General features: G+C 53.5%; 12 protein-coding genes and 2 pseudogenes. 6 read left to right on the forward strand and 8 right to left on the reverse strand.

What is annotated here, in order from left to right:
- Nucleotides 1-19: 19 nt before the first annotated feature.
- Nucleotides 20-960: pseudogene (locus tag AArcSt11_RS15225) on the reverse strand (Cdc6/Cdc18 family protein); the annotation flags it as partial.
- A 230-nt stretch (nucleotides 961-1,190) separates the two neighbouring features.
- On the opposite strand from AArcSt11_RS15225, the gene AArcSt11_RS15230 reads away from it, so the two are divergent.
- The gene (locus AArcSt11_RS15230; RefSeq protein ID WP_250598340.1) at nucleotides 1,191-4,328 is read left to right on the forward strand and encodes an McrB family protein; all 3,138 of its coding nucleotides are present in this window, start codon (nucleotides 1,191-1,193) and stop codon (nucleotides 4,326-4,328) included.
- A gap of 1 nt (nucleotide 4,329) precedes the next feature.
- Entirely contained in the window at nucleotides 4,330-5,643 is a 1,314-nt protein-coding gene (locus AArcSt11_RS15235; protein WP_250598342.1) for an McrC family protein, read from the forward strand.
- Nucleotides 5,644-5,783: 140 nt separating this feature from the next.
- Here the strand turns inward: AArcSt11_RS15235 and AArcSt11_RS15240 are convergent, their stop codons facing one another.
- The 5 genes from AArcSt11_RS15240 to AArcSt11_RS15260 form a co-directional block, all read right to left on the reverse strand.
- On the reverse strand, nucleotides 5,784-6,224 hold the full coding sequence (locus tag AArcSt11_RS15240; protein ID WP_353617815.1) for a DUF8160 family protein: 441 nt from the start codon (nucleotides 6,222-6,224) through the stop codon (nucleotides 5,784-5,786).
- Between the two features lie 14 nt (nucleotides 6,225-6,238).
- Nucleotides 6,239-7,150, reverse strand: coding sequence for a ParA family protein (locus AArcSt11_RS15245; RefSeq protein WP_250598346.1), 912 nt, complete (start codon nucleotides 7,148-7,150; stop codon nucleotides 6,239-6,241).
- Nucleotides 7,151-7,704: 554 nt separating this feature from the next.
- Nucleotides 7,705-8,034: a hypothetical protein gene (locus tag AArcSt11_RS15250; RefSeq protein WP_250598348.1), complete on the reverse strand. Its 330-nt coding sequence runs from the start codon at nucleotides 8,032-8,034 to the stop codon at nucleotides 7,705-7,707.
- 21 nt (nucleotides 8,035-8,055) lie between these two features.
- Nucleotides 8,056-8,361, reverse strand: a complete 306-nt coding sequence (locus AArcSt11_RS15255) for a hypothetical protein (protein ID WP_250598350.1) — start codon at nucleotides 8,359-8,361, stop codon at nucleotides 8,056-8,058.
- The gene (locus AArcSt11_RS15260; protein ID WP_250598352.1) at nucleotides 8,351-9,547 is read right to left on the reverse strand and encodes a tyrosine-type recombinase/integrase; all 1,197 of its coding nucleotides are present in this window, start codon (nucleotides 9,545-9,547) and stop codon (nucleotides 8,351-8,353) included. The genes AArcSt11_RS15255 and AArcSt11_RS15260 overlap by 11 nt, the downstream gene beginning before the upstream one ends.
- Before the next feature lie 304 nt (nucleotides 9,548-9,851).
- Between AArcSt11_RS15260 and AArcSt11_RS15265 the strand changes: the two genes are divergently transcribed.
- From AArcSt11_RS15265 to AArcSt11_RS15270, 3 genes are all read left to right on the forward strand, one after another.
- The gene (locus AArcSt11_RS15265; RefSeq protein ID WP_250598354.1) at nucleotides 9,852-10,712 is read left to right on the forward strand and encodes a hypothetical protein; all 861 of its coding nucleotides are present in this window, start codon (nucleotides 9,852-9,854) and stop codon (nucleotides 10,710-10,712) included.
- Between the two features lie 294 nt (nucleotides 10,713-11,006).
- Nucleotides 11,007-11,147 carry a pyridoxal-dependent decarboxylase gene (locus tag AArcSt11_RS17150; protein ID WP_353617810.1) on the forward strand — a complete coding sequence of 47 codons (141 nt, stop codon included), beginning with the start codon at nucleotides 11,007-11,009 and terminating at the stop codon, nucleotides 11,145-11,147.
- A gap of 58 nt (nucleotides 11,148-11,205) precedes the next feature.
- Nucleotides 11,206-12,408 carry a hypothetical protein gene (locus AArcSt11_RS15270; RefSeq protein WP_250598356.1) on the forward strand — a complete coding sequence of 401 codons (1,203 nt, stop codon included), beginning with the start codon at nucleotides 11,206-11,208 and terminating at the stop codon, nucleotides 12,406-12,408.
- Nucleotides 12,409-12,443: 35 nt separating this feature from the next.
- Here AArcSt11_RS15270 and AArcSt11_RS15275 read toward each other — a convergent pair whose 3' ends face one another.
- Nucleotides 12,444-12,923 carry a hypothetical protein gene (locus tag AArcSt11_RS15275; RefSeq protein WP_250598357.1) on the reverse strand — a complete coding sequence of 160 codons (480 nt, stop codon included), beginning with the start codon at nucleotides 12,921-12,923 and terminating at the stop codon, nucleotides 12,444-12,446.
- A gap of 170 nt (nucleotides 12,924-13,093) precedes the next feature.
- Nucleotides 13,094-13,978, reverse strand: a complete 885-nt coding sequence (locus AArcSt11_RS15280; RefSeq protein WP_250598358.1) for a hypothetical protein — start codon at nucleotides 13,976-13,978, stop codon at nucleotides 13,094-13,096.
- A 472-nt stretch (nucleotides 13,979-14,450) separates the two neighbouring features.
- Here AArcSt11_RS15280 and AArcSt11_RS15285 point away from each other — a divergent pair.
- Nucleotides 14,451-15,200 (forward strand): annotated as a pseudogene (locus tag AArcSt11_RS15285) (primase-associated protein); the annotation flags it as partial.
- Nucleotides 15,201-15,269 lie beyond the last annotated feature (69 nt).

A 15,269-nucleotide genomic window follows, 5' to 3' on the forward strand; every position in this document is an offset into this window, starting at 1 on the left:
ATAGCTGACGGCATCACGGTCACTGCATCGGCGACGCCGCCGCCGAATCGACGAGCGAGTACTCTCGGTCCCGACTCGTCCCCTCCGCCTCGAGAAGGTTGTACTGCTCCATCTTTGATAGGTACGTGCGGATAGTCCGCTTCGTCCGTGGATCATCGACATCCTCGGTATAGCGCTCGTGGATCTCGCTCGGCCCGACCGGACCGTGCTCGCGAACGATGTCGTAGACGACGCGCTGGTGCGGCGTGAGCGAGTCGAGGCTCTTCTGCTTGATCTGGGCCCGAGCATCCTCGGCGGCGTCCAAGAGAATGTCGTCGGTGATGCGCTCGTGGTTCTCGAGATCGGCCTTCCCGGCGGCCGTTCGCAGGATGCCGATTGCGAGGCGGGCGTCGCCGGCGGCCGCGTCGGTGATTCGATAGAGTTGGTCGTCGGTGATGACATCCTCGTCGAGCCCCCACTTTGCCCGCGCACTCAGGATATCGTACAGTCGCTCGTCGTGGTACTTGTCCATCCGGACGTGTTCGCTGGAGCGCACCCGGCTCATGAGGGGGTCGTCGACGCGGCTGAACAGCTCCTCTTCCTAGTTCGCGATGCAGATGATCGCGAACTGGGGCAGGCTGTGGAGGTCGTAGATGACGCTGGGGTCTTCGAGCTGGTCGACCTCGTCGAGGATAACGACGGTCCGCGGGCCGTCGTGTTGTTGGAGCCGGTCGACAAGTTCGTCGTGCGGCGTCGACTGCCGGTGGATGTCGATGGTGATGCCGAGGTTGTCGAGGATCTGGTAGAGCGTGCGGAACCGGGTGTAGTTGCGCCAGCAGTTGACGTAGGTGGTCTCGACATCGAGAACTCCTCACGGAGCCGTTCGGTTACGAACTTCGAGATGCACGTTTTGCCAGTGCCGCTGGGTCCGGTGACGATGGCCGTGTCGGCGGGCTGCCCGTTCGTGATGGGCTCGAGAATATATCATACTGGAACCCCTCAATTCGTCACTACCGACGCCGGTTGGTTTCTTGCTCCAAAAGCGATTTACAGCTCCCATATGGCTTGAATCTGGGATTGGAGTCTCTTCTGGCTAAATTCTGATTTCAGCTTTCAAAACGTTGGTCCGATCATATCGTGCCCAAAACCCTCCGCGTTGGGTTTAGGTGACTGGTTTTATTTAGCCAACAGGCTATTTATTGGTATCATCGATGACTGAGGCCTACTTCGTTCATACTAATCGGCAACATCACAATCCAATCGATTTTGGACGGCTGTTCGAGGACGTCAGCGTAGCCGCGACGTTTGCCGACAAGTCGGAGTACGGGGAACAGCTTCAACCCCTGAATGAGGGCGACAGGGTGCTGATGTATGATCAACCCTCTGGCACTTATGTTGGAGTTGGGACTGTGTCGGAGCCGTGGAGTGGTGAAGGTGTTACTGACCCTAAAAAAAAGGTCGCCCCAGATGATGATGTCGAAGAGTTTCACGTCGGCATCGATTGGGAACACTGGCGCCACCCGACGAATGGCTACAATCGGGCGAAGGTCAACCGGATTTTGGGATATGACGAGGCCTATGCTCCTCCACAGTCGGTTATGCCGATCATAAACCCTGATGAACAGGCGATCGAGCGAGTATACAGCATAATTAGTGACGGTGGAGAGATACCTACAATATTGACTTCCGACAAGCGGGAGGTACTCGAAGAGTGGCGAGAAGTCGCGGAAAACCACATCGCTGGCGAGGAATTTGATTTCGAAAACCACGACAGGACGAAAGATATCCGAGAGCGAGCGGATGCGTTCATCGACGATCCCACCTCGGAACGGTTCAAGTCGATGTGGGACCGGATGCATGCCGCTATTCAACGTGGTAATGCCGAGAATATACTGTCCAAGTGGGACAACTCGATTAAGGAACTTGCGGATCTTATAAAAGAAATTCGTGATGCCAATCAATACAACGAACAGTGGGAATCTGAACTAGGTGGTAAAACGACGGTCCGGGAACTCTTTGGCAACCTCCATATTGAGGAGTACCCGATAATCAACGCCGCCACTGAGAGCGGTCTGGCCTTCTTCGACTACGACCAACCAGACTCCTACGCAGAGGGCGTTGAGGAGTTCGAAGATTTCCTCGAAACATATGAGCAAGTTGTTGGCCACGCGACAGCGGAAGCTGATCACGGACTCGAGGTCCAGATCAGGCTTGAGGTGGATCAGCTATTCAACGTGATCGACAAGGTCGACGAGTCGAGTATCGAGAACGAATCTTCTGACGCGGCAATCCGACTCTACCGGGCGGTGCTTGACGCCAAGACCGACTCTGGTGCTGAGGGCGGCGACGGATCGACGACAACAATCCAGGACCTCGCTGGGACGGACGCCAACTCGTTCTGGGTCAATCAAGGTAATCAAGCTGAAATTCGAGACGAATACTTGAGAGCTAAAGTGGATAATGAGTGGCACCACGAGCTTGAACGGGTAGCGGAAGGCGATGTAATCTTCCATAATTTCGACGACGAGCTCATCGGCTACTCAATCGCCACGGGTCACCACGAAACATACTCCCTCCGCGACCAGAAGTACCAGCGAATCGCTGTCGACTTCCACTGGTTCAACGAACCACTCCCTGTCGATAGCGAACTGAAGGAGACTCTCGGTCAAGATAAGTACCGAACGGAAAAATACTACCCAATAAATTCAAACGATCACCTCGCACAAGCATATCTCGCGGATCTCTCGGACGCAGCCACAAACTTTCTCCTCAGCCAAGTTGATATCGACGTCGAGCAGGGAACCTCAACCGACGCCACTGAACTCCCGTCAAAACCGAACAGTGCTGAAGAAATCAAACGCCAGCTCGTCCAGAACAAGCAGGTTATCTTGTATGGTCCTCCTGGAACGGGGAAGACTTTCGACGCGAAGCGGTTCGCGAAACGATGGGTCCACAAAAAAACCAAGAGGGAGCCCGCAGGGAAACAGATTCGCTCTGTGACGTTCCATCCCTCGTTTTCTTACGAGGATTTCATCGAGGGGCTGACTGCCGACGCAACAGAGTCTGGAAGTGTATCCTACGATGTCGAGGACGGGGTGCTGAAACACGTCGCTGAGGACGCGAACGACGCGCTGGAGGCAACGCCGGCAGGTGAGCGGGAACCGCCGTTTGTCCTGATCATCGACGAGATCAACCGCGGAAATCTCGCTCAGATCTTCGGCGAAGTCATCACCCTTCTGGAGGCCGATAAACGAGGCAGCTTCGAGGTCGAACTCGCACACTCCGGCGATTCGTTCACGCTACCCCCGAATCTCTACATCATCGGGACGATGAACACTGCCGACCAGTCGATATCGCTGGTCGATACGGCACTCCGTCGACGGTTCCGATTTATCGATTTCCCACCAAATCTCGATGTGGTCTTCGAGCAGTACGACACCATCGATGTCGGGATGGAACCCGAAGAACTGCTCACAGCACCTACTGGAGTCATCTCAGACAGGGACCGGCTCTTAGCAGCGAGTATCCTCGCCATTGGTGAACTCAACGAGCGTATCTTGGATGCGGCACAACTTGGGAAAGGGAAACAGCTCGGGCACACCTACCTCCTCGAACACGATTCGAAGGCAGCAGTCGTCGACGCGTGGCGCTTCGACATATTGCCTCAACTGGAAGAATACTACTTTGGGCAGCTCGACCGGCTTCGAGAAAATCTTCTCGATGGGACCGGTGAGACATTATTTGACTGGAATACTGAGCGTATTCAGTCATTCAATGCCAACGACCTCTATACAGCGTTATGTACGCTCGGCGGGATCGAGAACCCAGTCGATCTGTCCGGCCAAGAACGTGAATCACCAGTAGAATCAGACTCTGATTCCGCTGACGACACATGGGGGGAAGGGGAACGAACAACTGAGGCGTTCCGTGACCGGGTTTCGTCAACGCTTGACCCGGCGAACGCCGAAAAAATATCCCAGCTGGTTGATGGTGCCGACGATATCGCCAATCTTGATCCTGGAGACGGCGACTATGCGAGTTTGATGCTGAAAGCAGACTCGGTCAACCCATCTGTCGGGGTCATCCAGATCGAGGAAGATGGAACGATTGGATTCCGGTGGAACTGGGTTGTCTCGAACGACAACAGTGAGGTTTCACCGACGTTCATCGATGATGCCGCCACAGTCTTCGAATCGGTTTCGGGCTATCATCACGAGTGGGACCCGGAAGACGGGGAGAACGGCGATTTCGAGAGCCCTGAGCTCAACGTACAAGATCTCGCACAGTCAGATATCGACGATCTCATCGAAAGCCTTCGCGAGTTCGTCAATCGGGCGAACGAACAATAGCATGACTGAGTTTCTCCCGATTGGCGGGCTCGGTCCACAGATCGACGAAACTGGCGGCACCGAAACCGAGCCCCCGTCGGAGCCGATCTCTCTCGGGGAACATGAGGAGACCGACCCTTTCCCCGTTTCGCAATCGGATGCCGAGTTTTTAGAGGGTATGGAGGAGCGTTTTGGGACTGCACCACTCGATGTTTCCTTCGGGAGCGACGGGAAGGTAACTCTCTCCAGTGGCTCGTACGTAGGCGTACTTACGCTGCCCAGCGGTGTTCGCGTCGAGGTCACCCCCAAACGGACCGTGACCCGGCTACTGTGGGCGCTTCGGTACGCGTTCGACACGCCGGTCGACACTCTCGATTTGGAGACGGACTTCACAAGTGCCTCGTCATTTTTTGATGCGATTGGAATCCTGTTTCGGGCTGAACTCCACTCGGTGCTCTCACAAGGTCTTCATCGGGATTACGTCTCCACGAGTAGCATCGAAAAACGAGTCAAAGGCCGAATCGACGTACAACGACAGCTTCAGCGCCCTTCTCCTGTTACGACCGACTTCGCCGTCGACTACGAGGAGTTTACCACGGACAATACACTGAACCAGGCGGTATTGGCGTCAATTCGGGTACTCATCACTCTCGTAAGTGATGACGACCTCAGGAGCCAGCTCAGATTACAGGAGCGACAGCTCAGGGAGTTCGTTAGCGTGGAACCGGTACAGCCAGCAACCGTTCGACGTATCGAACTCTCTCGATTGAATGACCACTATACGACATTACTCGAACTGGCGACGCTGGTGTTAGAGCGAGAATTTTTCGAGGATATCCGTGCCGGGACCCAGCGCTCGCTGGCGTTGTTTGTGAATATGAATACCGTCTTCGAGCGGATCGTCGAACGGGGGTTTCGTGCTATCGCACAAGAACAAGAGGGTCTTCGCGTTGACGGCCAGGCCTCGATCCCGAACCTCGTCGACGGTCCCCATTCGGTTTCAATGCGACCGGACGTCCTCGTCCGGACAACCGGTGGGGAACCGATACTCGTTGCCGACGCGAAGTGGAAAACCAACCACGAATCGCCGTCTTCTAGTGACGTGTATCAGCTAACCTCTTACATCCTCTCGCTTGAAGTTCCGGGCGTCCTAGTCTATCCCGGTGGAAGTGTGAAGATGCCTCCCTCAACAGTGGAGGGGTACTCGTTGCACTCCTTCGCAGTGTCGACTGACGCCGACACTGGTTCGTACGATGACTACGTGCAGGATCTCGAATCTAGTGTGAAGCGGTTATTTGATCAGGTTGTGGAGGACAGTTCCGAAACCTATCACTGATTACGAAGTTTTGATCTTCGGCCTGATTTCGCCCCGTGAGGATACGGTCGTCTGTGGGTTCTCACCGCGTATCAAATCAACTTTGGGAGTTCTGCCGCCACGACGTTGAAGCCTCTTTCTTGAATCCAAGAATCAGTGAGTCATTGATTGGTGTCCTCCTGTGCCAATTCCCGAATTTTTTCCTTCGTCTCTTCGCGGTGCTCGCCGAACGCCACCTCGAAAATCCCTCGGTAGAAGTGCTTGTTCTTCTCGAGCGTGATGTCCTCCCGCCTCAACTGTTTTTTCAGCCGCGTAAATGTGACCTCGATATCCTCGCTCTGTTCCGGTTCAACGTATATGGTGGCGGAGTCCCAGTCCTCCCGGATATTCAATGGTTCATCATCCGTTTCTGTTGCCTCCTCAGTGGGAGACTTAGTATCCGCCGAGCCAGCACCTTTCTCCTGACCTGATTGCTCTTCTGTGGCGGCTGCAGGTTCGCGGTCTTGTCCCTCTGTTTCCGACGTCGCCTCTGCGGTCTCGTCGCCGCCGGCGACTTCTTCGTCTTCTGCTTCCTCTGATGGGTTCTCAAATCGCTCGTCCATTCCTCGGGGCATAGTTACACCTCCACCTGCGTTTTGTCGAACGCCCGTTCCATTGTCTCAGCAACCTCCAAGAAGAGGTCGCGCTCGACTTGCTGGTCGTTCGCGTCCTCCCATTCGAAAATATCGCAGCCGTTGTCCCACGCGCGCTGTATCGCTACCCGCATTGGAAGCTTGAAGATCGGCGCTAATGACGCATATGACTCGTCAAATGCCTCCAGGAACTTCTGTGACTGACCATCGTCTCTGTACATGTTTGCCAGCAGCCCCACGATCGCAATCTCAATCTGCTGGTTCTCCTCGATTGATTCCAGCTGGTCCCAGAGATCGTCTAGGGCATCTCGTGATGTGGCTTGGGTTTGTGCGGCCAGGAACACGTTTTGCGCCGCGATGAACGCTGCATCCGTCAGGACCGAGAGATCAGGGGGGCAGTCGATCAAAATAAAATCGTAGTCGTAGCCGTCGTCGACCAACTCTTCGAGAGCAACTTTCAACGAGAGACGAGCGCCCGCGTCGTCCATCCAATCCCGGGCAAGCCCCATGTCCTTGTGGCTCGGTACGAGATCGAAATTCAGGTGTTCGTAATCGTCGCTGTGGATCATGATTTCTGAAAGAGTCGTGTCGTCCGTGCGCGGATTGTCGACTAGAACGTCGAGAAGATTTGCATCATCCGTAGCGAGCGTATTTGGAAGGTCGTTCTTCGGGCTTGATGGATCGTTGTCATCGCCCGGACCCAGTCCAAGCCCTTTCGTCATGTCGGCCTGTGGGTCCATATCGATTGCAAGAACATCGTGATCTCGTGAGGCCAGTGCCGCGGCACTGTTGATTGTCGCCGTTGTCTTTCCCGTTCCGCCTTTCTGATTACCCACGGCGATCGTAGGAATGCCAGTCGATGGTGTGACGCCCCATCCAAGAGGAGACTCGGTCATGGTTCGATCATTGATTCAATGACTCATAAATCTTCGTCAGACATCTAATGCCGCTCTTGAATTGCTAAAGTGCCGTATCCCGGGGTATATGCCTCTAATAGCCGATTATGGTGTTATATTTGCTGTAAATCAGTGAATCTATGATTCATTGACTCAAAGCATTCTGGAATCATTACTTTGCCGGTTCCTCGGGGAATGGAACTGATTACTGGCAGTTACTGAATCAGTGATTCAGCACTTCTCACAATAAAAGATTCATTGAATCATTATCTCTTGGATTCAATGATTCATTGATTCAGTGCTTCAAGTATTCGTTAACTCGGCGATTCTCTATGATTCATTGAATACGGGAATCAATTACTCAATAACTCTTTGATTCACTGATTCCATGATTAATAGGTTCTGTGACTCACTGATCTATGCTACCTCGAACTCGAACCAGTAGATCCTGGCGAAACTGACGCGGTTGAGGTCGAGAGCGAGTTTGGGGCGGAGTGGTTCTGGTCGACTTCCGGGACACCAACGTCCTCCTTGCCAGTGCCGCCGATAAATCACTAGGGATAGAGACAGTCAGCAAGATCTTCATCGGGACGAAGGAAGGACACAATCTCTGCAGTGATATCGAACCGCGTCGGGAATGCGTCCGCCGCTGAAATCTGCTCATCAATTTCATCGATGTCCATTACTGGTTTTGATCGCTCGGTTTCGAATCCCATCCACCCGTACTGTAACAGCAAGAAAATCGCGTTATCTGCATCTACACCACCCCTTATGAGTTTCTTTGCTGGACAGTTTCCGGTCTCACCGATAATATTGAAGCCATTTTCGAAATACGCGATGTCGGCACGGCTGTTCGAGTCCTGCCGTTCGAAACACGTGTACATTACGTCCCGGTTGATAACTCGCTACTCCTTCTGCTCCCACTCATCAAGCGGACGAGCAACATCGTGCCCGAGCTCGTAGAGAAAATCCGCAAGTACAACCTTCAACCGTATGTGATTGAAACTCTCGTTTGAACTCTGGTCGTGGATCTGGATCCCGTGTTTCTGGGCCGTTGTTTCGTACTGAATCGCGTACGCCTCCAAATCACCAGACTCGAGGACTGCCGAGATATCGATGGTCTCCCGTTTGCTCCCCCGGTTGTGGGACGTGAAGGCGTTACTCGCTCGTTCCGGACTTAATCGGGCAAACGAGACGTTCTCAGCTGTCATCGTCCTCGGTCGCGGTTTGTTCGTCGATTTTCTCGAACGCGTCACTCGCGACTTCCGCCTGCTCGCTAGCCTTAATGTGACTGTACATTTTTGATGTAGTGGACGGATCTTCGTGGCGGAGCGCACGTTGAGCCGCCGAAGCACCCTCTGCCCGATAGAGGGCCTCGCCAGCACCGCGGCGCGCTCCGTGTGGTTTCAAGTACTCGTGCTCACCCTCGACAGAGATTTCACCCTCTTTGCAGAGTCGGCGGAAGATATTCCGAACGGTCTCAGTAGTGATCGATGGCGGGGGAATCTCATACCGACGTAGAACTGCGTCTGGACCGTCTGCCTCGAGTTCGGCCTCCAAGCTATCTACGCGATTACCAAGCTCCGTACGCGCACAGTCGTATAACGACGGCGCGTGCTGCGTCGGAAACACAGGCCACTCCTCCGTCGGTGGGTTGAGAGCCTTGCGATACTGCTCTATGGCCGAGCGGGCCTGACTTGGTAACTGTACCTCCTCACCGGCTGTCTGACTCTTTCCCAGCACTCGAACCACACCGGCTTCGGGATCCACGTCCGCCCATGTGACACCTGTCCGGCGCGAATCATTAGGATCACGGAGAAGTTCAGCGCTCCGCGCGCCAGAGTACGCGAACAGGTAGACGAGCGCTCGGTCCCGCGCTTCCTCTATAGCGTTGCTCCCTTGCTCCGTAATCGCGTTGTGCGCACGCTTATCCACGTACTGAACGAAGGCCGTTCGCTCCTGCGGACTCCAGAACTGCTGGCGATTACCGTTCGCGCCGAGCGACGCATCGGGCAATTCCTCCAAAGCCGGCTTGTGCTCGGCGGGATTCTCTTCGCGGTATCCCCACTTTACGCAGTAAGTAAAGAACGCGCGGACAAGAGCGTAATATTGCTGGGCAGTCCGTCCTGTGATACCTGCCTCATTGTCCTGATCCGCGACGCGTGTGTCGGTCCGACGGTGGAGGTATTCGGCGTACTGCATCATTGTGTGTCGCGAGACGTCGCTTACGGTCTCGACGGAGTCGGGCGTCCAGTTGATGAACGCCGTGAGGACACGGTCGGCTTCGCGGGCATAGTTCCCGCCGCCACCGGGCTTGGCTTTCTTCTGTACCCACTCCTTAACGGCTTTTTCCAGGGATTTGTGGGCCTCAGTATCGGTTGGCTGGCGTTCGGGCATTGGTGTGGCTGACCCGAGGGCGGCGACCCACTAAAATCCACTTGTGCTTATTCGAGTAAGCACAAGTGCAGAGTGCGGGAATGATAAAACTACGATATCGGTGTTCTTAGACCTTCTACGCTTAGAATATAACCCTATACACGAGTGATAAATTATATATTGCTATATGGAAAACCCGTCTCGACTGGCCGGGGGAATCGCAGTTTGATTTCCTACAAATCACACGTTGATGACCTTCTGAATTCAATCAGATCGAGTGCTCTTTACCCCAATCATTTCATCGCTGCCCCGACTCACCACGGGTATGAATTGGCAGAAGTTCCAGTCGAAATACCCACAGACCACGAATCTGCTCCCCTCGAATTTCCTATCTCAAGCAGACGACGAACATAAGCCAAAGAAAGCGATCCAGGGCAACTGGAAGTCGTACCTCGATAGGGTAGAGAAACTCGTCAAGCAATCGCCTGCAACAAAGATCGCTCACGACTCGTATCAAAATGAACTGCACAGAAAGGTCGCGTTCACCTCTTTTCTCTCTGAACTCACGGCGTATGTCGTGTTAGAAAACACGTTTAACCCCTCTCCCACAGATGTGGCTGGCGGCGATGGGCTTCCCGATCTCGAGTGTCTCGGCTATGGGCGTAATGGATTCGATGTCGAAGTAACCCGTCTGTCCAGCTGGGACAAGCAGGACGACGTGGTAGAGGAAATCACGAGCAAGTTCGATGGCGCCCCCTACACTCCGAGTATAACATGGTTGAACAACTTCCACGTGATGCCTTACACCTACAAGATGATCGCCGCCAACGAACGCTTTGTCCAGGATATTCTGAACAAACTCCAGCAGGTAGACCCCAATAATCCGCCGCAAAAGGTGGAGAACTACGGAATTGAAATCACATTCGAGAAAACGGGCCCGACAGATGGTATGGTCTCGTCATCCACAGTTCGGACTTTTCAAACAGATCAGGTGGGGAAAGTGAAAGACATGTTAAGACAGAAGGCGGAGAAGCAGCGCAATTACCGCCCCCTCGTGATCTATGTTGAAAGCGAACTCACTTTCCTAGATCTTTTTGATTTGAAGAAAATCGTGCAGGGAACCACGACAAGTGCGCCTCGGGCAGTGGAACCATCATCGGATGTGAGCCGGTATGCAAGCGTGTAGGAGGAGTATGTGTTGAGCGAGGGATTCTTGCCCACCAGTCAAAGTGGACGAATCTCCTATCTACGAGAGGGGAATGAGGGAATCTTTGCTGACAGTGATTTCTCGCAGGTTGCTGGAAACCTATTCGTGGATAGAACCGAGACCTGTTACTATCTTCCTAATTTTCACACCGACAATATCGAATTCAGACAGCTGTATGAGACCTTCAACAACGACGTACAGAAGACCGATCTCCAGCGGTTAATCTAGGAGCCCAATATCGACGACGGCTTAGACTGGGCACGGACTGACCGAGTGCCCATCTGTGTCGTCGCGACGGGTAACGGAAGTATCGAGCAATTCCTGGCGGCCCATGAGGTCGCCAACGACCACAATCTGTGGTTCCATGTTGACGCAGCCTATGGCGGGACACTCGTCTTTTCAGATACCGAATGACATTGACTCGATGGAATCAAGGCTAACTACTATTTACTTGGCAAATTATGGGTAAGTAATGCAACGGAAAGCACACAGTGCGATGGTGGCAGGGGTGAGTTCTACCCTTGTTGCGGCGTGGATTCGCAGTCGCACTCGCGAAGCCTACGATCCAGCGTTAACACCACCCACACTCCAGGACCGTCTGCACCAGCGTGCTCCTATGGTTGCTGCCGGTCTGGGATTCACTGGTCTAAGTACTACTGTGGCAGGATATTTTGATATCGCTGAGCTCTCTCTACTGGGCGATGCAGAAAACGCAGCAGATATCCACCGACAGATGGGGAACCATCATGAACTCCACTCGCTGCCCTATCTGGGTTCAGCACTAAGTGCTTCCCATCTGATCCGTCACAGTTCTAGCCGATTTGGAGAGTGGCTGGCTGAGAAATTGGATTTATCTGAGAATATCACCGCTATTATCGACGCAGCTGATTCACTGGCTAATTGGGTTATAAATGCAGTCGGCTCTGGTGTATTCGGGCACCTACTAGGCGACCTCCCAACCAGTGGGCATGGCGGATCTGCACTTCAGCTGTTTAAACCAATAACTGACCGAAACTTCTGCTTGCACTGGGTGAGTTCAGCATCGCGCACAGTAAACCGGTATCTCACAATCGCTGGAACGGTGTTGGCCGGGGCGGCCTGGTCTTTTAGTGGTCTCCATCTGCTGAGTTGGGAGCCTCCTGAAAGCTCTCTCCAACGGTTTGTCGACCGCATCGGTGAATGTGATAGTATGGGGGAAGCTGTAGATGTCATCTTTGGCGATCTCCAAAGTCTACTTAACCAGGTTTTCGAGCGGTCGCAGACGGCTATCTGGAATTCGCCACTATTTACAGAATCACCGGCTGCAATCGAGTCTGAACCAGAATCTCGATGGTACCGAATGAGATTTGATACGGAGCGTATCTTCGATATATCATCTCTGGATATAGAAACACTGCGCGAAGAAGAACTCCTTCCACCGGACGTTGTCACTCACATAGAGGGGAAATCGCTCTATTCGCCGGAATATTTCGGTGTCTACACTGATGAAAAATCAATCAACTTCTCAGAAGACTCGAATAATTCGACACCACTTGCCCACGATAGAGACGAAGACGGCACATCACTTCTCCGTGACGAAGGGAGTGATAGCACTCCGCTAATGCAGAACGAAGACGAGGATGATTCTCGATCGATCTTTTTTGAGTCTACACCGACAGAAACGGATTCACAGTAACAAAGCGGATTCTGCTTGCTGAATTCCCAGTCAAATTATAATCGAAAGTAGTCGTCGACATTCTTCACGACTTTCCGGAATGCAGTAATACTCTGTGTACCTGATGCCTCTGAGCGTTCTAATCGGCCATTCTCGAGATCGGCAAGGACTGGTAAGAACATCCCGTCCCGGTCATTCTGTTCGATGGAACCAGCAGCACGCTCGACAGCCACGACCATCGGTCGGTTAACCGTCGGTGGAACCATCAGAAGATACCACCATCGACGGTCAAGGGGGCCGTTTTCATCGGAAAGCCAAGAAAAGACGTTCACTGCGGTATTAATCGTCTCTTTTACTGTCTCTACTGAGGCCTCGTCTAACTCCACCAGTAGTACCCACTCCTCACGAGTTCGAACTCGTCCATCGGTTTCTCTGTAATAGAGGGGGTAGTCAGAAGGGCCCCCGTCCTCTTGTTCAAGAAAATCATAGGCATGGAGTTGTTCTCGCACCGTTGAAAGATATTCCGTGGAGTCCATTTACCCAACTTTCAGACTGACCTATACAATAAGATGACGGAAATCGGTATCAGTTCATATCTGGTGCGGGAGATTCTACTAACGGGTATTGAATACGAACCTCTTGCGAAGCTCGTAATCTCTTCATGGTCGTGAAACCTTTGCTCTCTGTCGTCTGCGATTAGATGCGCTCACCTCTTCTCAATCTCGAAGGCTCGGTCAAGAAGATCTGCGAGGTCACGTAGATTTTCAGCAGCATAGGATTCAACTCGCATCGCCACACGTTCCGTTTCCTTCTGCTTCTTCCACAGAGTCACCACAACATCGGAGTCTCCATCTGGGTCCGGCAGCGCAGCTGTCATCCATGCCGTCACGGTTGGCGACCCCTTTAACCATCTCTTACTGAGTTCATGCCATTCTGGATCACACTCTTCCGGTGACGGCCGGTCCTCCCCGAACGCTTTTCGCTCCAAATCATCGGCGAAGGATCTGAGTTTCACAACGTCATCCGGAACAACCTGTACGGAAAGCGACTCGCTCTCGCCCCAGCTCTTTGCCTTTCCAAGTGAGAACGTTAGATGCCCGTCTGGCGTTCTTGAAATTCGAGCGCTTCCTCGTCTCTTGATGGTTTTCTCCGCGATAGTAACCCACTCTCCCGATTTGTCGAACGACATCCAGTAGTCTGCAGGAATCGGGATTTCAATCTCTACAGTTGGGTTCTTCTCCTGCCAGAGCCACCGCGTCACGTCCGGATACCCTTCCGTCCCGTATCGGTCTGGGAGGGCATACGGCCACACCGAGAGAACACTGGAGAGGTCAACATCGTGAGTCGTAAAGTCGTCTTCCTCGATCCAGGCAACGCTGTACTCCCGATCAAGATAGTGCTCTACGACTGCTTCTTTGTCTTTTCCCTTATTCCGGTACTGGGCTTCAACAGCAATCCCCTTGCCGTATGGATCACATGGCTCGGGGAATTCTAATAACACGTCAGGAATGCGTCCGTCAAGGTTGGATTCGAGTTCAATAGTTGCCTCTGGGTAGTCGTTCTCCAGGCGCGCGTATGCGATGGCTTTCATTTTGTGATGCATTTCGGATTCCCCGGGACAGTCACCATCACCCCTACCGGCTCCGCTGCCACCTCCTTTCCCGCCGCCCTTGTGAGTGAAGTGCCGAGATACGAAAGCACTCCCGCGGTTGTGGGACTGGACTACTGACATTCCTTCCCCGCAGGTTGGACACTGAACTGTCGATCCGTCCGGGACCTGTGGGGGGAGTAGCTCGTCACCGTCGGACAGTCCAAGATATGGCATATTTATTAAATTATTATTTCCTCAACCTATTTCAATTGCGAATCTGCCTCTACCGGTGCTCGCGATCCACATTCAATCGCTGTAAGGTCTCTCGTGCTATCGAGTAGTCGGTGTACCTCGCCACCGCTCTCCCAGACTGTACCTCTGGCCTCACGCAGAATATACCAGGTATCGACTTGCCACTCGATCTCGAGCCCATGTTTTTGCCAGACTTTGAGCTCGAACTCCTTGCCGTTGAGATCGGCGACCAGATACCGGCCATCACGAACGCATCTGGCGGAACTGGGACCGTGGGGAGCGGACAATTCGTGTACTCCGTCGAGCCCTGAGTAATGCCCCCGACGACGTCGTCCAACAAGGAGAATTCCACACCGCGAAAGACCTCTACCTAGCAGTTGAGGAGTATGAGTCCGACGCCGATTGGGAATCCTCGGCGACGGATTGGATCTCGAGTCCGAGCAGCCTCGCGAAGACTCTGGCCGACCACGAGTCACATTCGGCCGTCACGATAGACCGCGACGGGCGCGTCAACACTTACTGGATCGGACGAGGCGGCTACGGCGCGGAACAGATCACAGTGAGAGAGATCGAGGATCTTTTCGAGCTCCCCTGTATGGCGAATATGGAGGAGCGACTCCACGAAAAGAAGCCCGTCCGGAAGGACCTCTACAACTTCGCGCGGATGGTGATGTGGCTCCCGAAGTATCAGGACCGTAGCCTCAACGAGATCGTCGCGGAGCTCAAGGACGTCTTCTCCCGGTGGCCGTGGTACGATGAACAGGAAACGGAGTACCAGGTCCGCTACGAATTCTCGAACACGATTGGCGGGAACACGCCGTTGCCGATGAACTGCGATAACGACGATCTGCAACGCTACTGTATCGGCCAGGACCAGTGCCCCTACTCGATCTGGGGGAGTCTCCCCTTCCCTGATGAGATGTACGAGCAAGTTGACGAGAGAGCCGCTGGCCCCGCTGGGCAATTCTGAATTGCAAATAAGTCGAGCGTGTCATAGAATCAATCACAGGGTCTTGAGCTTCGTCCGTCCGGGATTGTG

It is taken from the genome of Natranaeroarchaeum aerophilus (genome assembly GCF_023638055.1).
Classification (GTDB): Archaea; Halobacteriota; Halobacteria; order Halobacteriales; family Natronoarchaeaceae; genus Natranaeroarchaeum; species Natranaeroarchaeum aerophilum.